This is a genomic window from Calderihabitans maritimus (assembly GCF_002207765.1).
Lineage (GTDB): Bacteria > Bacillota > KKC1 > Calderihabitantales > Calderihabitantaceae > Calderihabitans > Calderihabitans maritimus.
Genome location: NZ_BDGJ01000035.1, coordinates 17738 through 41703 on the forward strand (window position 1 = coordinate 17738; position 23966 = coordinate 41703).

Annotated in this window: 16 protein-coding genes and 1 pseudogene; all 17 read left to right on the top strand. The window is 52.6% G+C overall.

Features of this window, described 5'->3' with window-relative positions:
- Positions 1-141 precede the first annotated feature (141 nt).
- The 17 genes and pseudogenes from KKC1_RS04445 (at position 142) to KKC1_RS04525 (ending at position 23931) form a co-directional block, all read left to right on the top strand.
- On the top strand, positions 142-570 hold the full coding sequence (locus KKC1_RS04445) for a nuclear transport factor 2 family protein (protein ID WP_088553301.1): 429 nt from the start codon (positions 142-144) through the stop codon (positions 568-570).
- Positions 571-647: 77 nt separating this feature from the next.
- The gene (locus KKC1_RS04450; RefSeq protein ID WP_088553302.1) at positions 648-1334 is read left to right on the top strand and encodes a hypothetical protein; all 687 of its coding nucleotides are present in this window, start codon (positions 648-650) and stop codon (positions 1332-1334) included.
- Positions 1335-1863: 529 nt separating this feature from the next.
- A complete protein-coding gene (locus KKC1_RS04455; protein WP_088553303.1) occupies positions 1864-4368 on the top strand; it encodes a cytochrome c3 family protein in 2505 nt (834 codons plus the stop codon).
- Positions 4369-4765: 397 nt separating this feature from the next.
- Positions 4766-5533, top strand: a complete 768-nt coding sequence (locus tag KKC1_RS04460) for an ATP-binding protein (RefSeq protein WP_088553304.1) — start codon at positions 4766-4768, stop codon at positions 5531-5533.
- Between the two features lie 58 nt (positions 5534-5591).
- A pseudogene (cooS, locus tag KKC1_RS17350) lies at positions 5592-7611 on the top strand (anaerobic carbon-monoxide dehydrogenase catalytic subunit).
- Positions 7612-7671: 60 nt separating this feature from the next.
- Positions 7672-9873: an acetyl-CoA decarbonylase/synthase complex subunit alpha/beta gene (gene acsB / locus KKC1_RS04470; RefSeq protein ID WP_088553305.1), complete on the top strand. Its 2202-nt coding sequence runs from the start codon at positions 7672-7674 to the stop codon at positions 9871-9873.
- A gap of 109 nt (positions 9874-9982) precedes the next feature.
- The gene (acsC, locus tag KKC1_RS04475; RefSeq protein ID WP_088553306.1) at positions 9983-11320 is read left to right on the top strand and encodes an acetyl-CoA decarbonylase/synthase complex subunit gamma; all 1338 of its coding nucleotides are present in this window, start codon (positions 9983-9985) and stop codon (positions 11318-11320) included.
- A 10-nt stretch (positions 11321-11330) separates the two neighbouring features.
- Positions 11331-13235: an ASKHA domain-containing protein gene (locus KKC1_RS04480; protein ID WP_088553307.1), complete on the top strand. Its 1905-nt coding sequence runs from the start codon at positions 11331-11333 to the stop codon at positions 13233-13235.
- A gap of 29 nt (positions 13236-13264) precedes the next feature.
- Positions 13265-14017: an ATP-binding protein gene (locus tag KKC1_RS04485; RefSeq protein ID WP_088553308.1), complete on the top strand. Its 753-nt coding sequence runs from the start codon at positions 13265-13267 to the stop codon at positions 14015-14017.
- A 28-nt stretch (positions 14018-14045) separates the two neighbouring features.
- A complete protein-coding gene (cdhD, locus tag KKC1_RS04490; protein WP_088553309.1) occupies positions 14046-15023 on the top strand; it encodes a CO dehydrogenase/acetyl-CoA synthase subunit delta in 978 nt (325 codons plus the stop codon).
- 31 nt (positions 15024-15054) lie between these two features.
- Positions 15055-15843, top strand: a complete 789-nt coding sequence (locus tag KKC1_RS04495; protein ID WP_088553310.1) for a methyltetrahydrofolate cobalamin methyltransferase — start codon at positions 15055-15057, stop codon at positions 15841-15843.
- 71 nt (positions 15844-15914) lie between these two features.
- A complete protein-coding gene (locus KKC1_RS04500; RefSeq protein ID WP_088553311.1) occupies positions 15915-16475 on the top strand; it encodes a 4Fe-4S dicluster domain-containing protein in 561 nt (186 codons plus the stop codon).
- Complete coding sequence (locus tag KKC1_RS04505; protein WP_088553312.1) at positions 16472-17362, top strand: CoB--CoM heterodisulfide reductase iron-sulfur subunit B family protein; 891 nt, start codon at positions 16472-16474, stop codon at positions 17360-17362. Before KKC1_RS04500 ends, KKC1_RS04505 begins: the two co-directional genes overlap by 4 nt.
- Before the next feature lie 43 nt (positions 17363-17405).
- On the top strand, positions 17406-21863 hold the full coding sequence (locus KKC1_RS04510; RefSeq protein WP_238134201.1) for an FAD-dependent oxidoreductase: 4458 nt from the start codon (positions 17406-17408) through the stop codon (positions 21861-21863).
- Complete coding sequence (locus tag KKC1_RS04515) at positions 21864-22343, top strand: hydrogenase iron-sulfur subunit (protein WP_088553313.1); 480 nt, start codon at positions 21864-21866, stop codon at positions 22341-22343.
- Positions 22340-23011: a methylenetetrahydrofolate reductase C-terminal domain-containing protein gene (locus KKC1_RS04520; RefSeq protein WP_088553314.1), complete on the top strand. Its 672-nt coding sequence runs from the start codon at positions 22340-22342 to the stop codon at positions 23009-23011. The genes KKC1_RS04515 and KKC1_RS04520 overlap by 4 nt, the downstream gene beginning before the upstream one ends.
- Positions 23008-23931, top strand: coding sequence for a methylenetetrahydrofolate reductase (locus KKC1_RS04525; RefSeq protein ID WP_088553315.1), 924 nt, complete (start codon positions 23008-23010; stop codon positions 23929-23931). Before KKC1_RS04520 ends, KKC1_RS04525 begins: the two co-directional genes overlap by 4 nt.
- Positions 23932-23966: the final 35 nt, after the last annotated feature.

The following is a 23966-nucleotide window of genomic DNA, read 5'->3' on the forward strand; positions in this document are numbered from 1 at the left end:
CGTTCCACCGAGGAACGCCCCTTAGTATTTTCCGGCAGAGATGAGAGGAGATCGGGCATGAAGGTAGAACTAATAGTAGTAAGCGGGTAGAAGTCTCAACCTAGCTTTTTGAAACTAAGAGGTCGGCGGAGGAGGTTGGGGATGAAGAAGTTCGCCGTAGGCATACTTATTAGTTTATTGGTCTTTTTAAGCTCCGGTTGCGCATTGCTGGAAGGGACTCCCTTACAGTCGCTATTTAAGAAAAGAGTAACGGACAGTACTACCCCTGTCCAGAATGAAAAGTTCTCCCAGCCGGAGGAGGCGCTGGAGGAATTCTTCCGCGTGCTGGCGGAAAACGGTGGGGAAGAGGCGGCCCGGTTGTTGACCAAGGAATTTAGAGAGAGCAGTCGCTATCAAGACTTTTTGGCTGACGTATATGAGGTTGGTAGGCTCAGCGGGGAGATTAAAATTTTAAAAAAGAAAGAAGCTGACGGCAAGACCAAAATTAAGGTGGCCCTCGAGGGCTGGGGAAGGATTACTGTTGACCTGGTACGGGAAGGAGAGACCTATAAAATCAGTTGGATTTACTGAAGAGTGACGACCAAAATTGACGATAGTTGGAAAAAAGTTGGAGCTGAATTTAAGAACAATCCGAAGAGGTGAAGGCTATGAATAAGTTGATTGGCACTATTTTCTTTCTGCAGTTATTGTTAATTTTCTTTGGCTGGGGTATGTATGCCAACGCCAACGTCGACTCCCCGGTCTGGGTGGAGGAGAAGACGGGGTTGCAGGTGAACCAGACCACGCCGGAAGGCACGGTCGTTGCTTTTTACGAGCTGCTGGGCCGGGAGGCTTATGACGGTGCCCACCGGTTGCTTACGCCGGCTTCGCGGGAGGCAATTGATGTTGATTTCTTGCGTAAAACAACCCGCAAGACCCGCATGGAAGGGGCGGAATTAGCTAAAGTCTTCCCCGCTATGGTTAAAGATGACCTGGCCCTGGTGGGGCATATCCGCCTGCAGACGTTTAAAGAAGAGTCGGCGATAGTGGGTATATCCGTATTGATGAAAAATGGCAGCAAATGGGAAATGGTCAGGTCGGATGAACTGGAGGAGAACCAGGCACGTGAGCTCCTTAAAATGGCCCTGGAGCTGGAGGACTACATGCTGGAGCAGCCTCTGGACGGTTTTAACGAGTACCAGAAGGGGCAGATAGAACGGCAGATTAAGGCCATGCAGGAAATGCACCACCAGTCGCTGGAGGTGCTGGAAAAAGCGGAGCGTCAGGAAGAGCGGACGGAACAGGTTGAGCAGGAAACTTCGGCGGAAGCCCAGGATGAATCTGCTGCAGAGTAGAGAGAGGGTTTAAAACCTGATCCCCCGAGAATGGGGGATTTTTGCATTTTATTCGCTTTTACCATTCCTTTTAAGGGCCGGTCGATCCCGAATAATGGGTCGCGTGACAGGAAGCGAGCTTGTTGGGATTGACCGGCCCTGCCTTTATTATAGGTTATGGGTGAAAAAGGCACAACTAATTTTTGCAGGCGATCGGTGTTCCCGGTCGTTATTTGTTTTTAACCCGATTCGACCGCTTTTTTGGAGTCATAAAATTAGATAAACAACCATATATTGGGTAACGGACAAAGATCAGAGTGTGAAAGTTAGTGTGAAAGTTACCGCTGGTACTAGAGAAGTAACCTGCAAGCGTTTTTATATTGTCCTGTTTTAGATAAGGAAAAAGATGGAAATAATATTGCCGGCCAACACTTTTTGATTAGATGACAACTTGCCTGGCAGGGTCGAGGGGGCGGAAAGGAGGGAAGACGACCAAAGCCCCAACAGGCCGCACCGGGCGGGAATATAGAGAAAGGAGGACAATAGAGAAGTGAAAAAAATTGCCTTGGTAACGCTCTTAGTGCTCGGGCTGACCTGTCTCTTCGCAGGCGCTGCCTGGGCGGAGCAGGCGAAGTTGCACAACGTGGATGAGAGTGGAAGCGTAGTAGGAGGATACGAATTTTACTTCCTTCCCACCACGGTGGAGCAGGTTTACGACGAAGGCCATTTGAGCCGTCTCCAAAGCGACAGCAAGTTCAACGCAGACGGGTATACCTACTACCCCTACGAAATTTATCTACCCAATGAAGGGAAACCGGAAGATTACCGGATCCACAGTAACTATACTAAAGATACTGACGCCTGTGCTTCCTGTCACGCAACCCACACCGCCGTGGGGCCGGGCCTGTTACAATGGACTAACGTTTATAAAACCTGCATGGCCTGTCACGACGGCACGGTAACCACTACTTACAACGTCCAGGAAGGGGTGATCGGTACTAGCAGCACCCCTACCTTCGGCGGGATGTTCGGGGGAGAGATTAACGGTACCTATGAAGACTTGTCCAACCACAATGTAACCGGAGCTGTGAACATTGCCGCTGCCCCGGGAGGTTCTACCGTTCCCGTGTACGCCGATGTGGACCAGATGGGTACCGAAGAACCGGCGAGCAAAAACCAGCCGGTGCAGTGGGGCGTCCAGTTCGGTTGCGAGAGCTGCCACAACCCGCACGGCCAGGGAGGCAACGCCCGGATTCTCAATCCCGACCCCAACGGCTGGGCCACCCTCAACAAGATGACGGAAATTGCTACTCAAACTGCTGAGGGTACCTATGTAGTTTATCCGGCAGATGATAGCCAGATGTTCTGGTCTCCTGATACGCCCTACTACATGCTGCGGGGATATCCCTATAAGATTGAAGTCAAGGTAAACGGCCAGGCCGTGGAGTTTACCGCCGACAGTTCCAAGGGTTATACGGAGATTACCCTGGCCCAACCCACGAATGACCCCGTAGAGGTCACCTTCTACCCGGCATTGCGGGTAACCATGGATATAGACAATTACCTGCAGAGCGACGAAATTGTGAAACACAAGAGCGGCATTAACGCCTTCTGCGGTGCCTGTCACACCGACTACAACACGGAGAAGGTATGGACCAGGGACGGGCTGCACCCCGGTTCGGATGCCATGAACGGTACCTATTCCCAGGCCTACCGGCACGCAGTCGGGGTTGAATACGACTACAACGAGAGCGGACCGGCCTTTATCGGCAACGGCGACACCTATCAGGAGTTTCTGAAACTAGAAGAGGGCAAGATTACCTGCCTGACTTGCCACTTGGCCCACGGTACTTCGAAGGACTATTGGACCCGGACTCTGGGCAATGCCGAATACATTGGCGCCGAGAATACGTGGACCGACGACGAAATGGATGAAATTGCCGGTTCTTCCGCCCTGAAGCGGATGCCCAACATGGGAACCTGCGAAGCCTGCCATGAGAAGGCCGTTGCCAACCAGGGCTACGCGGCGGCGGTGACCGGCGGCGAGGTAACCACCGATCCTTACGTGGACCGGGTCAAGGGAATTGATGACGGCCAGTTTAGTCCCGAAGGGGCCGAGTTTGCGGGCAAGGAAGCCTGCGCCGGGTGTCATGCCGATATCGTGGCCAGCTTCAACGAAACCGCCCATGCCAACATGCTGACCTTCACTACGGCGGAAGAGAGAGACGAGTGGGTGACTAAACTCGGTTGGAACGACGACCAGAAGGAGTATCCGGTTGCCGGTGGTAGCGGAAGTGTTACCATCACCAAAGACGACCTGGTTCTCAACCTGAACTGGAACAAAGACGGAGTAATCGGGCGGGGTGACGACGATCGGCTGTATATCCTGGCTGAAGCTGGCGAAGTCTTTACGGAAGCGGAGCAGTACGGCTGCGTTAAGTGTCACATTACACCCAAGGATAAATTTGCCGGTGACTACACTTGGACCGAGTTCAAGGCGGCTATTGATACCGGGGAAATGGAACTGGGTATCCAGTGCGAGGACTGCCACGGCAACGGCAGCAAGCACGTGCAGACCCCGAGCGCCAAGAACATCCTCAACCCGGCCAACTTCACCATGCAGCAGCAGAGCGACAACAGCAGTGAAGTGGGCTGCGGGCGCTGCCACGGTGGACGGCATCACCAGGGCGAGTTCTGGAACAACGTGTCCGTTGATTGGAACAACAACCATGAAGAAGACAGTTGGGAGGGTGACGTGGGAACCGGTCCCAGTCCGCATTATATCAGCGGTGTAGTTTCGTGTGCTACCTGCCACGACCCTCACGGCTCCGTTGACGACTACAGCCGGAATGACGAAAAGAAAGAAGGCGTGCAACTGAAGATGACTGTGCGGGCCCTGTGCAACTCCTGTCACGAAAATATGCTGGTGGATAAGGCGGACTTTGACCAGTACCTGCCGCTCAAGGCGAACGGCATGCCGGGCCACCTGTTTAACGGTAACGGCAAGCCGGATCAAGCACCGGATCCGGTACACGAACACCGGGTCGTGGAATAGTAGAATAATAGGCTAGGAAATGATATGCCAAGAAAACTTGAAGATGGTGCCAGGTCGGCCTGGCACCATCTTTATGAATTTGTTCTACCGTTCGCCGGTCAATATTGCCGCTAAACTCTTTATTTTAACCGAAAAAGTTTAGTGCATTTGTTCACATTGAAGGAATAGCTGTTTTTTTGTAGAAGCATATATCTTGATTGTTTGAATTTTTGAAAAAGAAAGTCTGCTTTTTGAAGCAATTTCGGTTAAGAGTTAGTTAAAAAAGGAATTTGAACTATGATGGAGAAATAATTAATAATTTTAAGCTTTGTGCGCTTACATTAGCTTTTTCCGGGCGGTCGGTAGTGAGCGGAGTTAAGAGCACAGGCGGTACATACCATACAGAAGGGGTGTAGGGATGAAGATCGCAGTCTCGGGAAAAGGCGGTGTAGGTAAGACTACCATTTCCGCAGGACTGGCCAGGTATTTTGCGGAGCAGGGTTTTCGAGTTTATGCGGTTGATGCCGACCCGGATACCAGCCTGGGTATGGTCTTGGGAATACCTCAGGAATTGACCGAGGGAATAAAACCTATAGTGGATATGAGAGAAGTCATTGCCGAAAAGAGCGGCGGCGGGGGAGCTTTCTTTACCTTGAACCCGGATGTGGATGACCTGCTGGAGCAGTACAGCGTCAGCCACGGCAATATCGTTTTCTTTAAAATGGGTGCGGTAAAACAAGGAGGCTCTTCCTGTTATTGCCGCGAAAATTCTGTCCTGAACGCTTTGGTAAATTCTCTTCTTCTGAAGAAAGAAGAAGTAGTGATATTGGATATGGGTGCAGGAATAGAACACCTGACCCGCGGTACGGCTGGGGGGGTGGATATCATGATTGTGGTTACCGAACCCAGCCGGGTGAGTGTGCAGACGGCAAGAGTGGTAGAGAGACTGGCCCACGATCTGGGAGTGAACCGGGTACGGTTCGTGGGCAACAAAGTAAGAAGCGAAAGAGAAGAGAATTTTATCTACGATAGCTTTCCGCGGGAGCAGGTGTTGGGGATAGTTCACTTTGACGATGCCGTGCTTGATGCTGCTATGGGCACAGAGCCTCAAGAGGCCCCGGAACAAATTCAAAAAAGCATAGCAGTTATTGGGCAGCGTATTAAAAGGGAGGTGAATAATAACTAGCAAGTTAACCCAGTACTTTGTTAGTAATTTTGACTACTGATCAAGGAGGTTTAAAGAAATGCCAAGATTCAGAGATCCTGAACACACCTGCAGGCCTTCAGATGCAGAACGAGTTATGGATAGAAAGAACCGGGTACGTACTATTGACCCGGCTGCCCGGGAGATGTTGGAGAAGGCGGCTCAGGATAATGTGATTACGGCCTTTGATCGGCTGGTAGCCCAGCAGCCCCAATGCCAGTTCGGCTACCGGGGAATATGTTGCCGTTTCTGCATGATGGGTCCCTGCCGGATCAAGGCGGATGAAGGACCTGCCTCCAAGGGAATTTGCGGCGCTTCCGCCTGGACAATAGTGGCCCGGAGCGTAGGTACCCTGATTGCTACGGGAGCGGCTTCCCATTGTGAACATGCCCGGCATATCGCTCATACGGTGCTGGAGATGGCTGAAGGCAAGACGCCTGATTACGGAGTAACCGATGGGGCCAAGTTGCGCCGGGTAGCGAAAAGGATCGGCCTGGACGTGGAAGGCAAGTCCGATACCGACTTGGCGCGGGAAGTGGCTGAAAAAGCTCTGGAGGATTTTAGCCGCCTTCCCGGATTCGGCGAGTCCCTGTGGATGCACACTACCCTGAATCAGGGCCGGATCGAAAAATTCCAGGAATGCGACATTATGCCTTCTGGAGTGCATGGGGTGATTTCCGACCTGCTGGCCCAAGCTCATACCGGAAAATGATGATGACCCGGTTAACATTGTATTCAGCGCCCTGCGCACTGCTTTGGCGGACTACCTGGGTATGCACATCGCTACTGACCTTTCCGACGTGCTGTTCGGTACTCCCGAACCGGTAGTCAGCGAAGCCAACCTGGGTACTTTGGACGCGGAAAAGGTCAATATTGCCGTTCACGGGCATAACCCGCTGCTCAGCGAGATGGTGGTAAAGGCGGCCAAAGAACTGGAAGGAGAAGCGACCGCGGCTGGAGCCAAAGGCATCAATGTGGTAGGTATCTGCTGTACCGGTAACGAGGTTCTGATGCGGAGAGGCGTTCCCCTGGCTACTTCCTTTGCCTCCACAGAGCTGGCCATCGTGACCGGAGCGGTTGATGCCATGATCGTGGACGTACAGTGTATCATGCCCAGCATTCGTCAGGTAGCTGAATGCTATCATACGGAGATCATCACTACTTCACCCATCGCCAAGATTCCCGGTTCTCACCACATCGACTTCCGTGTAGAGAACGCTTTGGAAGATGCCAAGAAAGCCATCCGTATTGCCATTGAGGCATATAAGAAACGCGACGGACGAAAAGTATCGATACCCGACGTCAAGAACAAAGTAGTTGCCGGCTTTAGCTTGGAAGCTTTAATGGAAATTTTTGGGTCGGTCAATCCCGATAACCCGATAAGCGTCTTGACTGACGCCATTAAGTCCGGTGAGCTCAAGGGCGTTGTCCTGATGGCTGGCTGCAACAACCTGAAGACCTTCCAGGACAACAGCCATATCACCATAGCCAGGGAACTGCTCAAGAACGACGTTTTTGTACTGGCAACCGGATGTTCGGCCCATGCCTTGGCCAAGCATGGACTGCTGGCACCGGAAGCGGTGGAGGAGTATGCCGGTGAAGGGCTGAAGAACTTCCTTAACCGGCTGAATGAAAAAGCTAACCTTTCCACCCCGCTGCCGCCGGCATTCCACGTCGGTTCCTGCGTGGACAACACCAGGGCGGCGGATCTTCTGGTAGCCATGGCGGAAGAACTCGGGGTGGACACGCCGAAGGTGCCCTTCGTGGCCACAGCTCCCGAAGCCATGAGCGGTAAGGCAACGGCCATTGGTTCCTGGTTTGTGGCTCTGGGCGTTCCTACTCATGTTGGAAGCATGCCCCCGATTGAGGGAAGCGATTTGATGTACAGTATCGTTACGCAGATTGCCCATGATGTTTACGGAGGCCATTTCATCTTTGAGTTAGACCCGGAAGTTGCTGCCAAGAAAATACTCAATGCTCTCGAATACCGCACCTGGAAATTGGGTATCCACCGGCAAACGGCGGAGAAATTTGAGACTGAACTTTGCCAGAACTACTAAGCCGGTGGGAGGAGAGCTTGAGAAAGTTAAGGAAAGTTAATTCCGAAAGGAGGACACTGCATGAGTCAGGAAGCTAAGAACTTTGATGCCATCTACGAAGGCGCGATAGAACCTGGAAAGGAACCCAAAAAGCTCTTCCGGGAGGTCTACAACGGTGCCATTACGGCGGTTAGCTACGCGGAAATTTTGCTGAACAAGGCCATCCGGAAATACGGACCGGATCATCCGGTGGGCTATCCCGACACCGCCTATTACCTGCCGGTAATCCGGTGCCTGAGCGGTGAAGAAGTTAAGAAATTGGGAGACCTACCCCCAATCCTGAACCGGATGCGGGCTCAAATAAAATCGGAGCTTACTTTTGAGAACGCCCGTTTAGCCGGCGAGGCTACTTGGTATGCGGCGGAAATCATCGAGGCGTTGCGCTACCTGAAGTATGATCCTGAGAAGCCGCTGGCGCCGGAGCCCTGGACCGGCTTTATAGGGGACCCGGTAGTCCGCCGTTTCGGTATCAAGATGGTGGACTGGACGATTCCCGGAGAAGCGGTGATCATCGGCCGGGCCAAAGACAGCAAAAAACTGGCCAAAATTGTCAACGACCTGATGAGTAAAGGATTTATGCTGTTCCTGTGCGACGAGGTTATTGAACAGTTGTTAGAAGAGAACATCAAATTGGGTGTCGACTATATTGCCTACCCGCTGGGTAATTTCACCCAGGTGGTTCATGCGGCCAACTACGCCCTGCGGGCCGGGATGATGTTTGGTGGTATTGCTCCCGGATTAAGAGAGGAACACCGGGATTACCAGCGCCGACGGGTGCGCGCCTTCGTCCTTTACCTGGGCGAGCACGATATGGTTAAGACGGCGGCCTGCATGGGGGCGATTTTCGTAGGGTTCCCGGTCATTACCGACCAGGAACTGGCTGAAGACGAGCAGATTCCCGACTGGTTCATTTCCCAGCCGGACTACGACAAGATGGTACAGACGGCCCTGGAAGTCCGCGGCATCAAGCTGACCATCACCGAAATAGATATTCCCATCAACTTTGGTCCCGCCTTTGAAGGGGAAACCATCCGTAAAGGGGATATGTACGTAGAAATGGGCGGCCAGCGTACTACTGCATTCGAGCTGGTACGCACCGTAGGCGAGGATGAAATCGAAGACGGCAAGATCGAGGTAGTAGGTCCGGAGATTGATGAGTTTAAGGAAGGAGACCGTCTCCCCTTGGGTATTATAGTAGACATCTACGGACGCAAAATGCAGGAGGACTTCGAGGGAGTGCTGGAACGCCGGATCCACGATTTTATCAACTACGGGGAAGGTCTCTGGCATACCGGCCAGCGGGCCATTAACTGGCTGCGTATCAGCAAGGAAGCGGTGGCTAAAGGCTTCAAGTTCCGCCATTACGGCGAGATACTGATTGCCAAGATGAAAGAAGAATTCCCGGCTATTGTAGACCGGGTACAGGTAACCATCTATACCGATCCCGAACAGGTAGAAGAGAAAATCAAGATAGCTCGGGAAAAATACCGGCAGAGAGACGAAAGGCTCAAAGGCCTTACGGACGAGTCCGTGGACACCTTCTACAGCTGCGTCCTTTGCCAGTCGTTCGCTCCCAACCACGTCTGCATCGTTACCCCCGAGAGGGTGGGTCTCTGCGGAGCGGTAAGCTGGCTGGATGCCAAAGCTTCCTATGAGATTAACAACGCCGGGCCTAACCAGCCCATCCCCAAGGGCGAAGCTATTGACCCGGTCAAGGGTATGTGGAAGAGCGTCAACGAATATGTTTACAAGAACTCCAACCGCAACCTGGAAGAGGTTAACATTTACAGTATGATGGATAAACCCATGACCTCCTGCGGTTGCTTCGAGGCTATTATGGCCATAGTACCGGAATGTAACGGGATCATGATTACCACCCGGGAGCACGGCGGCATGACACCCTGCGGTATGACCTTTTCCACGCTGGCCGGTTCTATTGGCGGCGGGGTTCAGACACCGGGCTTCATGGGTATCGGTAGGAGCTACATCGTCAGCAAAAAGTTTATTCCGGCTGATGGCGGTATAGCCAGGATCGTCTGGATGCCGAAGGAACTCAAGGAATTCCTGCGGGAGGATTTTGTCAAGCGGAGTGTTGAGGAAGGGCTGGGAGAAGATTTCATTGACAAGATAGCCGACGAGACGGTAGGTACCACGGCGGAAGAAATCCTGCCTTTCCTGGAAGAAAAAGGACATCCCGCTTTGACTATGGATCCCTTGATGTAGCTTAAAAACGGTAGGACGCCGGCCAACTGAGTTGGCCGGCGCCTTCTGCCGTTTGTTTAGGCTGAACTTAGAGCCTGAAAGAATAAAATATATGGAAAGGAGAAGGTGTATGGGTTTAACAGGTCTTGAAATTTACAAGCAGCTACCAAAGAAGAACTGTGGAGAATGCGGACCTCCAACCTGCCTAGCTTTTGCTATGTCCCTGGCTGCCGGAAAGGCGTCCCTCGATGCCTGCCCTTACGTTTCCGATGCGGCCCGGGAGGCCCTGGAGGCTGCTTCCGCTCCGCCAATAGCCTTGGTTAAAGTTGGCGTTGGGGATAACGTAGTGGAACTGGGGGACGAAACCGAACTCTTCCGTCACGACAAGAAGTTCTATCATGAAACGGCAATGGCTTTCACCGTAAGCGATACCATGAGCGAAGAGGAACTGAATGCCCGATTGGACGAGATCAACGGCCTGACGTTCGTCCGGGTCGGTCTGGAGTACAAAATACAGTTTGTAGCCGTTAAAAACGACTCCGGAGATGCGGCTGCGTTCAAGAAGGCTGTGGAGACGGTAGCCGGAAAAACCAATCTGGCTTTGATCCTTATCAGCGAAGATACAGGAGCTATGGAGCAAGCCCTGTCAGTGGTTGCAGCCCGGAAGCCGTTAATTTATGCTGCCACCGCCGATAATTACGAGCAGATGACCGAACTGGCCAAGAAAAACGAGTGCCCGTTGGCGGTTAAGGGGAACGATCTTTCCAGCCTGGCCGAATTGGTAGAAAAAGTAGTCGGACTGGGCCACAAGCAACTGGTAATTGATCCGGGTAGTCGCGAAACCTCTCGGGCTATTGCCGATTTCACCCAGATCAGGCGCCAGGCCATCAAGAAACGTTTCCGTCCCTTTGGGTACCCGATAATCGCCTTTACTACCGAGGAAGATCCGCTGGCTGAAGTCGTACAGGCGGTAGCCTATATATCCAAGTACGCCAGTGTGGTGGTCATGAATACCACCGAGAAGGCTCATGTCCTGCCTCTGTTATCCTGGAGGCAAAACCTGTACACCGACCCGCAGGTTCCCATTCAGGTAGAGGAAAAACTCAACGCTGTGGGCGATGTCAATGAGAACTCTCCTGTTTATATTACCACTAACTTCTCCTTGACCTACTACTCCGTCGAGGGCGAAGTAGAAGCCAGCAAGATACCTAGCTATATCCTGCCCGTTGATACTGATGGGACCTCAGTGTTGACCGCTTATGCCGCCGGCAAGTTTGAAGCGGAAAAAATTGCCGAGGTACTGAAGAAGTCGGGCGTGGAAGAGAAAGTTTCGCACCGGACAGTGGTCATTCCCGGTTATGTAGCCGTTTTGAAAGGAAAGCTGGAGGAAGCTTCGGGTTGGAAAGTACTGGTTGGACCGCGGGAAGCTTCTGGAATCCCGGCCTTTGCTAAAAGCCAATTTGCATAGGAGTGGTTGAATGAGTAAGCATTCCGTACTATTTTTCCCCGACAACGTAGCAGTACAGGTAGAAACGGGTACTAGTCTCCTGCGGGCGGCTTCTCTGGCCGGTATAGAGTTGAAAAGCACGTGCGGGGGCAAGGGTACCTGTGGCCGCTGTGTCTTGAAGGTGAAAGAAGGTAAGGTGTCCGTGGGAGGAGGCAACATTTCCGCCAAGCTCAAGACAGCGGGGTACGTTCTAGCCTGCCAGACCAGGGTGGAAGGACACGCGGTGGTGGAGGTGCCCCGGGATTCCCGCCTGGATGAACACCAAGTGCTTTTGGACAATAAGCCGGTAGGCCTGCTGGCAGAAAAACAGGTGGAGGAACTGGCAGGATATGAGTTTCAACCTTTGTGCCGGAAGATCTATTTGGAGCTGGATAAGCCTACCCTTACGGAGAATGCCAGCGACCTTAGCCGTCTCCAGGCGGAACTGCGGAAATATACCGACTGCCGCGACCTGGAAATAAGTCTCGATAACCTGCGCAAACTGCCGGATATTCTCCGGGAAGGGGACTGGAAGGTTACGGTTACTCTCACCAGTCTGAACGGCTGCGCGGAGGTCCTCCACCTGGAGCCGGGTCGTTCTACGAAAAAGAGTTACGGCCTGGCGGTAGACATCGGAACTACGACGGTGGTAGTCAACCTGGTGGACCTTGAAACCGGCCAGATTGTCGACAAGCGGGGTACCTATAACCGCCAGTCCCGGTACGGCGACGATGTTATTTCCCGGATTATCTATGCCGGAGAAGAAAACGGTCTGGAGGAATTGCAGCAGGCGGTAATTGGTACCATAAACCACCTGGTAGATAAGCTTTTGGCCAAAAATGAAATCAAGGCGGAAGATGTGCACGTGGCGGTGACCGCCGGCAATACCACTATGGCACATTTGTTCCTGGGTATTCCCCCCAAGTATATAAGACTGGAGCCGTACATCCCAGTTACCAGCAGTTTCCCTCCGGTAAAGGCCAAGGAACTGGGCATTGCCATTAACCCGGAAGCCTGGATCCTGAGCTTTCCGGCGGTGGCCAGCTATGTAGGTGGGGATATCGTCTCGGGAGTGTTGGTTAACGGGATGGCGGAATCCGACGAGTTGACGCTGTTTATCGATATCGGAACCAACGGCGAGATGGTGCTGGGCAACCGGGACTGGCTTATATCCTGTGCCTGTTCCGCAGGCCCGGCCTTTGAAGGGGGGGGGATTACCTACGGGATGCGGGCCATGACCGGGGCGATTGAAAGAGTAGAAATTGATCCCCGGAGTTACGAAGTGCAGGTAGCAACCATAGGAAATGTCAAGCCTATGGGAATTTGTGGCTCCGGTTTGATTGATTGCCTGGCCAAGCTGCTCCGGGTAGGGATTATCGACCGGACGGGGCAGTTTCAAAAAGACATCAATACCCCACGCTTGCGGGAAACAGAAGACGGTAAGGAATTTGTACTGGTGTGGGGAAAAGATACGGAATGCGGCAAGGATATTGTATTGACCGAAGGGGACATCAAAAATCTTATACGCTCTAAGGGAGCGGTTTTTGCCGGGATTCAAAGCTTGTTGAAAACGGTGCAGATGGATGTGGCCCAGATAGATAAAATTATTATTGCCGGAGGTTTCGGTAATTATTTAAATATCGAAGATGCGATTCAGATCGGCCTGCTTCCGGATGTAGACAGGAGTAAATACGAGTTTATGGGCAACACCTCGATCAAAGGTGCAAAACTGGCGCTTATCTCCCAACCGGCATATCGCCAGGCGGAAGAACTGGGGCGTAAGATGACTTACCTAGAACTGTCCGTGGGGACTATGTTTATGGATGAGTTTGTATCGGCTTGTTTCCTGCCTCATACGGACTTGTCGCTGTTTCCGTCGGCTACTAAACAGAGTTGAACACACACAGGGAAGGGTGGGTTGCAATTATGGCAAGAAATATTGCAGTGGCGGGTAAAGGAGGCACCGGAAAAACTACTTTTGCTTCCTTAATGGTCAGGTACCTGGTTGAAAACGGTAAAGGAAGCATCCTGGCCCTAGACGCGGACCCGAATGCCAACCTTAATGAGGCACTGGGACTGGAAGTTAATACTATGATTTCGGAGATCCTGGATGAAACCAAAGATCCCAAAGCAATTCCGACCGGCATGACCAAAGATATGTTCATTGAATATAAACTGTCCCAATCCATTATCGAAACGGAGCATGTTGACCTGTTGGTGATGGGTGGTCCTCAGGGACCGGGGTGTTACTGCTACCCAAATGACTTACTGCGAAGGCACTTGGAGAGCTTGAGCAAAAATTACGACTACCTGGTAATTGATAATGAAGCTGGACTAGAGCATATTAGCCGGAAGACCATTCCCCGCATTGATTATTTATTTTTGATCAGCGATGCTTCGGTGCGGGGCGTTAGGTCGGCAGGAAGGGTCTACCAGTTGGTACAGTCCCTGAAAACCCCAGTTGAGCATATTGGCCTGGTAGTTACCAAAACCGGCGAGGAAGGAGTTGCTCCTCTCCGGGAAGAGATAGAGAAGACCGGTCTGCAGCTGCTGGGCACCGTTCCACTGGATCCTCTGGTGGCGGAATACGATGTAGCCGGAAAACCTCTCTTCCAGTTGCCGGAGGACTCCGTTGCGGTGCAGGCAGTTAATGATATATTGAAGAAAACCGGTATCTAAAAAAAGCAGATAAGAAAGGAGAGTAGAAATGGCCGTTAATATTCTGAAGGAAAAAAGCTTATCTAAAGTAGGCGAAGTCGTATTGGGCGCCACCAAAGAAGAAGGCGGTACCCGTTCCCATGTGGTTAAAGTGGGAGGAGATGCGGCGTTGCCGTTCCACCACTTTGAGGGCGAAATGCCCAATCGCCCGGTTATTGCTATGGAGGTTCAGGATATAGTACCGGAAAACTGGAGCCCGAATCTGACCAAACATTTTGCCGACGTTCTGGATAAGCCCGGTGAGTGGGCGAAAAAGTGTGTGGAAGAATATGGAGCCGATCTCATTTATCTGAAACTGGACGGAGCCCATCCGGACGGGGCCAACCGGTCGGTGGAAGAATGTGTGGCTACGGTGAAGGAAGTTTTAGAAGCAGTAGGCGTTCCTCTCATCGTGGTTGGCTGCGAGCAGGAAGAAAAAGATAATGAAGTACTGGTGGCGGTAGCCGAAGCTGCGGCAGGAGAGAACCTCCTGATTGGATTTGCGGAACAGGAAAATTACAAGTCCCTGACAGCTGCCTGCATGGTGCACAAGCATAACATTATCGCCCGTTCTCCGTTGGACATCAATATATGCAAGCAGTTGAACATTCTGATTACGGAAATGAACCTGCCCACTAACCGTATCGTTATTGACCCCTCTATTGGCGGGCTGGGTTACGGAATTGAGTATGCCTACTCGATTATGGAGCGGGCCCGTTTGGGCGCACTGCAGGGAGACAAGATGCTCTCCATGCCAATCCTCTGTACCGTTGGTTATGAAGCGTGGAGGACCAAAGAAGCCAACGCTTCGGAGCAAGATTTCCCCGAGTGGGGTAAAGAGGAAGATAGAGGTATCTTGTGGGAAGCCGTTACGGCCAGTGCGCTGCTTCAGGCGGGAGCCCATATTCTCCTGATGCGGCACCCGAAGGCCGTGGAACTGACCAAGCGGACTATTGACCAGTTAATGCGGTCCAACAGTTATGAATAAGAAAAATTCAATAACCCGGGGGGTATAGAAAATGTTAATTATTGGTGAGCGGATTAACGGTATGTTTAAGGATATTAAGGAAGCCATTCAGAACAAAGACCCGAAGCCGGTACAGGAGTGGGCTAGAAAGCAGGAAGAAGGAGGAGCCAGGGCGCTGGACATTAACGTAGGTCCGGGGGCTGCCGACCGGGTAGAAGCCATGAAATGGCTGGTCGAAGTGGTGCAAGAAGTCAGCGACCTCCCGCTGTGTCTGGACTCCACCGACTTCAAGGCCATTGAAGAAGGTCTGAAACTGTGCAAGCGTCCGGCCATTATCAACTCCACCACGGCGGAAAGGGAAAAGATAGAGATTGCCTTTCCCATGGCGGTCAAATACGGAGCCAAGCTTATCGGCTTGACTATGGACAAGAAAGGGATACCCAAAGATTCTGAGAGCCGTCTTGCTTTTGCCATGGAGCTGGTGGCGGCGGCAGATGAATTCGGGCTTCCCATGGAGGACCTGTATATTGACCCGTTGATTCTGCCGGCCAACGTGGCTCAGGATCACGGGCCGGAAGTTCTGGAGACGTTGCGGCAGATTAAGATGCTGGCCAACCCGGCTCCCAAAACCGTACTCGGTCTCAGCAACGTTTCCCAAAACTGCCAGGATCGGTCCTTGATTAACCGTACCTACCTGGCCATGGCCATGGCCTGCGGTTTGGATGCTGCCATCGCCGATGCCAATGACGAAGAACTCATCAAGGTGGCGGCAGCCGGGGAAATTCTCCTGAATCAAAATATTTATTGCGATTCATATGTGAAAATGTTTAAGACCCGCTAGGTGAAATCAGGCTGGGGCAGGTTTAAGTATACCTGGCCCCAGTCAAGTATTATGGTAAGGGGGGAGTCGGTTTGGAAAATCAGGAAGCGAAAGTTTTGCCCTCCTTCGAGCTGGTAAAGGAAGTGGAGGCAAAATCGGGACAGCCGGTCGGCCGGTGTTACCAGTGCAAGAAATGTACCGGGGGCTGTCCTATGAGCTTTGCCTTTGACCTCTTTGCCCACCAAATTGTACGTTATGTACAGTTGGGATTGAAGGAGCCGTTGCTGAAGAGCAAGAGCATCTGGATCTGTGCCTGCTGTAAGACCTGTAAGTCCCGCTGTCCCAACGGTATAGATATCTCTGCCCTGAACGACACTTTGAAGGCTATGGCCTTAAAAGAGTCCGCCGGAGCGGCGGAAGGCAAGGTGGCCGCCTTCCACGACGCTTTTGTATCCTCAGTGGAGCGTTACGGACGGGTTCATGAAGCGGGGATGCTTGCCCGCTACAAGCTGAAAACCAAAACTTACACTCAGGATATGTCACTGGGGATAGAATTTATCAAACGACGTAAATTGAAACTGCTGCCGGAAAAGGTACGGCAGCTCAGGGAGATTAAACAGATTTTCCAAAGAGCAAAGGAGAAGAGCCAATGAAGTTTACTTATTATCCGGGGTGTTCTTTACACTCAACAGCAGAGGAGTATAACCTTTCCAACCAGGCCGTTTTCCGCGCCTTGGATATCGAGTTGGAGGAACTTAATGATTGGAACTGCTGTGGGGCGACGTCGGCTCACTCTACCAATGAATTCTTGTCCCATGCTCTCCCTTTGCGGAACTTGGTTTTGGCGGAAAGGCAGGGAAACGATGTAGTGGTTCCCTGTGCGGCCTGTTATAACCTGTTGCGGAACGCTGATCACCATGTCCGCTTTGGCGGGGAAAAAGGAGAGAGTTTGAACGCTGAAATTGAGGCGGTTATGGGTTCGAGATACCGCGGGGAAATAGCGGTCCGGCATATTGTAGATGTACTGACGGAACCAGAAGTTCTGAAAAAACTGGAAAGCAAGATTAAAAAACCGCTGGAGGGCTTAAAACTGGCAGCATATTACGGATGTCTGCTAACGCGTCCTCCCAAGGTTGTATCTTTTGAAGAGAACCCGGAACAGCCCTGTAAGCTGGACCTTTTGATTGAGAAGGTCGGAGCGGACAGTGTTCGCTGGTCTTACAAGACGGATTGCTGCGGAGGCAGTTTATCGATTTCTCAACCGGAACTGGTCATCAAGCTGACCCAAACTATTGTGGAAGCGGCACGTTATGCAGGGGCGGAAGCCATTGTTTGTGCATGTCCCTTGTGTCAGGCGAACCTGGATACCCGGCAGCATGAAGCCGGAGGAGGCCCGGGAGGCAGTACTCTTCCCGTACTGTACATCACGGAAGTCCTGGGCTTGGCTCTGGGACTGCCGGGATCGGAACAGTGGTTCCGGAAACACCTGATTGATCCTGCACCGTTGTTGAAGTCTTTGGACTTGCTGCCTGCTTCTTAGGGAGCAGGTCAAGATTAATCCTGAGAAAAGGTAGTGATGGAGAGTGAATCGGAGGAAAAGCGAAATTACCGGTTCGGTGCTGGTTGTCGGTAGTGGTATTGCCGGAATGCAATCGGCTCTGGATCTGGCCAACGCCGGCTACCTGGTGCACCTGGTGACCGACCAGCCTTCTATTGGTGGCAAGATGACTCAACTGGATAAAACTTTTCCGACCAATGAGTGCGCCATGTGCCTCTTGGGTCCCAAAATGACTGATACTTTGAGCCACCCGAACATTGATCTTTACACCTGTTCCAGGGTGGAGAAGGTGGAAGGGGAGAAAGGCAACTTCACGGTTACCGTTAGAAAGTTTCCCCGGTATATCGATATTGAAGAGTGTACGGCTTGTGGGGACTGCGAGCAGGCATGCCCGGTCCAGGTCAAGAATGAGTTCAACCAGGAGATGGACAACCGGAAGGCGGTGTACAAGCTGTTCCCTCAGGCGGTACCCAACAAGTATATGATTGAGAAGCGGGGTACTCCTCCCTGCCGTTCCACCTGTCCGGCGGGAACCAATGCCCAGGGTTATGTAGCGTTAATTTCGCAGGGGAAATTCAAAGAAGCCCTGGAGGTAGTGCGGCGCCGGATGCCCTTTGCTGGTATATGTGGCCGCATCTGTCATCATCCTTGCGAAACCGAGTGTAACCGGGCTGAATTGGACGATCCTATCGCTATTGCCTATCTGAAGAGAGCGGCCTTTGACTACGGTTGGACGGAGGAAACGGCAGCTTCGCCCCAGCCGGAGGAGAAACGCTCGGAGAAGATAGCGGTGATAGGAGCCGGCCCGGCCGGACTGACGGCGGCTCTGGATTTGTCCTTAAAGGGTTATCAGGTAACCGTTTTTGACGCCCTGCCGGAACCGGGGGGAATGCTACGCGCCGGCATACCGCGTTACCGATTACCGGAAGAGGTTGTGAAAAGGGAGACGGCATGGATTCTGGGAGCGGGAATTGAGTTCCGCGGAAATACGCATATTGGCAAGGACATTAGCTTTGACGAGCTCAAAAAGCAGGGATACCGGGCCATTTTGATTGCGGTGGGAACCCAAAAAAGCCGCCTGTTGAAGATCGAGGGATCCGACCAAGAGGGAATAGTCGGAGCCCTGGATTTCCTGCGCCAGGCTGCCTTGGGTGAAAAACCTCCGGTAGGCAGGAGGGTGTTAATTATCGGAGGTGGAAACGTCGCTATCGACGCGGCCCGGACTGCTTTGAGACTGGGGGCCGAGGAAGTTCATCTTGCCTGCCTGGAATCCCGCGAGGAAATGCCGGCCCATGAATGGGAAATCGAGGAAGCTATTGAAGAAGGAGTGCAAGTTCATCCTTCTTGGGGTCCCAAGCGTTTCCTGGGAGACGGGAAGAGGGTAACCGGGGTCGAACTGATTCAGTGCAGTGCGGTATTTGATGCAGAAGGCCGGTTTAATCCCCAGTTTGTAGAGGGGTCGGAGAAAACCTTTGATGCCGATATGGTCATAGTAGCCATTGGCCAGGCATCAGACCTTTCTTTTCTGCCCCAGGACGGCGGAATAGAGATTACCCGCCAGGGTACTATTGTGGTAGATCCCGTGACCATGGCTACTGGGGCGGAGGGCGTCTTTGCCTGCGGCGACATCGTCAGCGGACCGGCTTCGGTGGTGGAAGCAGTGGCCAGCGCCCATGAAGCCGCGGAATCTATTCACCGTTACCTGAACGGTGAAGATATAAAAGCCGGCCGGGAGCGTTCGAAACCGGCTAAACTCACTCCCCCGGATAAGACGGTTTACCGGAGCGGGAGACGGGTGGTTCAGCCAATGGCCGACCCGTCAGAAAGAACAAAGGACTTCCGAGAAGTATACCTGGGCTTTACGGAAGAAATGGCCATAGAAGAGGCCCAGCGGTGTCTGAACTGCGGGATCTGTTCCGAGTGTCTTCAGTGTGAGGCGGTATGCAAGAAGAAGGCGGTTCAGCACTGGCAGACGGAAACAACGGAGGAGATTAAGGTCGGAGCCATCATTGCCGCTCCCGGCTATGACCTGTTCGATGCCCGTCTGACCGGTGAATTTGGCTATGGCGTTTACGAAAACGTCTTGACCAGCATGGAATTTGAGCGATTGCTGAGTTCTACCGGTCCTACCAAAGGGCATGTGGAGCGGCCGTCGGACGGGAAACCGCCGGTTAGGGTGGCCTTTATCCAGTGCGTCGGTTCACGGGATTGTGCCCGCGATGGCAGCGAGTATTGTTCATCTATCTGCTGCATGTACTCAACGAAAGAAGCAATTATTGCCCGGGAACATGACAGCAATATTGAACCGACTATCTTCTACCTGGATATGCGCTCTTATGGGAAAAACTTTGATAAATATGTAGACTCGGCCAAGGCGGCGGGAGTACGCTATGTACGTACCATGATTTCTTCCGTCAAAGAGGATCCCCATACCAAGAACCTGTTTATTCAGTACCTGAAGGACGGGGAAGTGGTTACGGAAGAGTTTGACCTGGTAGTCCTGGCGGTCGGAGTACGTCCGCCCAAGTCGGCCCAGGAATTGGCCGATGCTCTTGGTATCCGACTGAATAAATATGGGTTTGCGGAAACCAACAGCCTTAATCCGACCGAATCCAGCCGGGAAGGCATTTATGTGGCGGGAGCCTTCCAGGGACCGCGAGATATTCCGGAGACGGTCATGAATGCCAGTGCCGCTGCGGCTACGGCAAGCGGCATGCTGGCAGAAGCCAGGGGCCAGTTACAGCGGCATAAGGAATATCCCGCGGAGAAAGATGTAAGCCGGGAGGAACCGCGGATAGGAGTATTTGTCTGTCACTGCGGCATAAACATTGGAGCGATTGTAGATGTACCGCAGGTGGTAGAGTTTGCTAAAACTCTTCCCGGCGTAGTTCACGCGGAAGAAAATCTCTATACCTGTTCTCAGGATACTTTGAAGAAGATCAAAGAGGTAGTGGAGGAACAGAACTTGAACCGGGTAGTGGTGGCTTCCTGTACCATCAGGACCCACCAGCCTCTGTTCCGGGAAGCCTGCCGGGAGGCGGGGCTCAACCAGTTTCTCTTCGAGATGGCCAACATCCGGGACCAGTGTTCCTGGGTACACCGGGAAACACCCGATAAGGCTACGGAAAAGGCTAAAGACCTGGTACGGGCTGCCGTAGCCAAGGTTAGAGGTCATGAACCTCTGCACCTGCATCCGGTTCCGGTAGTTCCCAAGGCGCTGATTGTGGGAGGCGGGATTGCCGGAATGACGGCGGCGCTTTCCATGGCGGAACAAGGGTTTGCTTCTTACCTGGTGGAGAAGGAACCGGAACTGGGCGGATATTTGCGGAACCTCCGGTACAGCATTGACGGCCAGGACCTGCAGCAATTTTTGAAGGAAACGATTGCTAAGGTGGAAGCAAATGATATGATTACGGTGTACTGCAATGCTCGTCTGGAAGATTTCGGCGGCCACCAGGGACACTTTGTTACCACTATCTCCCAGGCGACACCTGAGCGAGAACATGTGCGGAAGACCATCAAGCTGGAGCATGGCGTAGTAATCATTGCCACGGGCGCTCAGGAGTACATTCCGGACGAGTACCTGATGGGCCAGGACGAACGGGTAATCACCAATACTCAGCTGGAGCAACAACTGGCATCCGGGCAATGGCAGGGAGAAAAAATCAAGCAGGTGGTAATGATCCAGTGCGTAGGGTCCCGGGATGAGGAAAGAAAATACTGCAGCCGGACCTGTTGCGCTCAGTCCATAAAGAATGCCCTGAAGATTAAGGAACTAAGTCCCAACACCCAGGTTTATATCCTTTACCGTGACATCCGGACTTACGGGTTCATGGAAGAGTATTACAAGGAAGCTCGGGAGAAAGGGGTTGTGTTCATCCATTATGATCCGGAGCGCAAGCCCGAACTCCGCCAGCGGAACGTAGGGGTTCTGGAATTAGAAATCTTTGACGAGGCGGCCGGGTCCAACATTGTCCTGTGGCCGGATCAGGTGGTATTAGCTACCGCCACGGTGGCTCCGGATGGTATTCAGTCCCTGGCCAGCATGCTAAAACTGACTCTGAACGAAGATCAGTTCTTCGTAGAGACTCACGCCAAGCTGGGGCCCATTGATTTTCCGTCGGCAGGAATATTCCTCTGCGGAGCCGCTCATTCACCGAAGTTCGTATCCGAGGCAATATACCAGGCTCAGGGAGCAGTGGCCAGAGCATGTACCATTCTTTCCAAAGAAAATCTTATGGTGGGTGGTGTAGTGGCTACCGTTGATGAGGAGAAGTGCGCTGCCTGTCTGACCTGTGTAAGGGCGTGTCCCTACAACGTACCCAGAATTAATGAGAGATTTGTGGCGGAAATAAATGCCGTCCAGTGCCAGGGATGCGGTACCTGTGCCGCTGAATGCCCGGCCAAAGCCATTCAGTTGCAACACTACAAGGACGAGCAGCTCCTGGCTAAAGTGGCGGGGTTATTTGGGGAGGTGCGTTAAATGAGCGAGTTTGAACCGAAAATTGTGGCTTTCTGCTGCTATTACTGCGCTTACTCGGCTGCGGACCTGGCCGGTTCTATGCGTCTCCAGTACCCGCCCAACATTCGTCTGATCGAACTGCCCTGCTCAGGCAAGGCGGATGTGAGGGTCATCCTGGAAGCCTTTGAGCAAGGAGCCGACGGGGTCTATGTGGCCGGCTGTCTAGAAGGTGACTGCCATTTTCTGAGGGGCAACATTATGTCCAAGCGGCGTATTAAAGGGTTAAAGAAACTCTTGGATGAAATAGGCATCGGCGGTGAAAGGGTTGAGTTTTTCAACCTGTCTGGATCCATGGGACCCCGCTTTGCCGAAATTGCCCAGGAAATGACCGAGAAAATTAAAAAGCTGGGGCCCAGTCCCCTTAACCAAAATTATGCCGGTCGCAGAGAAGCGGCTACCGGCAAAGAAGACGATGAGAAAGTGGGTGACATGACAAGATGATTGTTGCCGAAAGTAAACCCATTGCCGAGATTGCCAAGTTGATAGAAGGAGCCAACAAAATCCTGGTCGTAGGATGTGGCGGTTGCGTTACGGTCTGCCTGGCGGGAGGGGAAAAAGAAGTCGGCATCCTGGCTTCCGCTCTCAGGATGTTGCGGAAGAAGGAACAAAAACCGCTGGAGACGGTAGAGGTGACCCTGCCCCGCCAGTGTGACCCGGAATATATGGACATGTTGGAGAAACACATTACCGATGATATAGACCTCATACTGTCCATGGCGTGCGGTGTCGGTGTCCAGTTTATAGCCGAGCGCTTCCCCAAGTGGGTTGTACCCGCCCTCAATACGAAATTTGCCGGTGGCGCTATTGAACACGGCGTCTGGGAAGAACGTTGCGGCCTTTGCGGCGAATGTATCCTGTACAAGACGGGAGGTATCTGTCCTATCATTCGCTGCTCCAAGAGTATTTTAAACGGTCCCTGCGGTGGTTCCCAGAACGGCAAGTGTGAGGTCGGCAAGGACATTGACTGTGCCTGGCAGTTGATTTACGACCGGATGAAGTCCCTCGGCAAGCTGGATGTCCTGTTGGAAATTGAACCGGTCAAAGACTGGTCGAAATCCCGGGATGGCGGTCCCAGGAAGGTTGTTAGGGAGGACGTGATGATTTCATGAAAACGGAAAGCAAACTGGAAAAGCTCTTGAGCCAAGGAGAATTCGTAGTCAGCGGGGAAATCGGTCCGCCTAAAAGTGCCAACGGTGAAGTTGTATATCATCATGCGCAAATGCTGAAAGACTATGTGGACGCTATGAACCTGACGGACAACCAGACCGCTATCGTCCGCCTTTCCAGTATAGCTGCCGGTGTTCACGTGCTGCGGGCCGGAGGCGAGCCTATTATCCAGATGACCGTTAGGGACCGGAACCGGATCGGACTGCAGAGCGATCTGCTCGGCGCATACAGTCTGGGTATCCGGAACGTCCTGTGCCTGTCGGGAGACCACCAGTCTTTTGGCAATCACCCCAGTAGCAAGAACGTGCACGACATTGACTCCATCCAGCTGGTCAAGGCCGTAAAGGACATGCGGGACGAGAAGAAGTTTATCTGCGGCGAGGAAATCAAGAAAGACGAGCCCCGCTTCTTTATCGGTGCCGTAGCCAATCCTTTCGGGGATCCTTTCGAGTATCGCGTATTGCGCCTGGAGAAGAAAATCAATGCCGGAGCTGACTTTATCCAGACCCAGTGCATCTTCGAGATGGAACGTTTTGAACGCTGGATGGAAATGGTCAGGGAGAGAGGACTTCACAAGCGGGCTTACATTATAGCCGGTTTGATGCCTTTGAAGTCGCCCAAGGCGGCCAAATACATGCAAAAATACGTTTCCGGGATGATTGTACCGGACGAAATCATTGAGCGCATGGAGAAGGCAGAGGATCCCAAGGCCGAAGGTGTGGAAATTTGTGTGGAGCAGATCAAGCACCTGCAAAAGATTGAAGGGGTGGCCGGCGTCCATATCATGGCCGTCAACTGGGAAGAGATAATCCCAACTATTGTGGAAAAAGCCGGGCTTCTCCCGAGACCGAAAGTTTCCTGAACATGCCCTGCGCCCTACTGGCGGGGCTTTTTTTT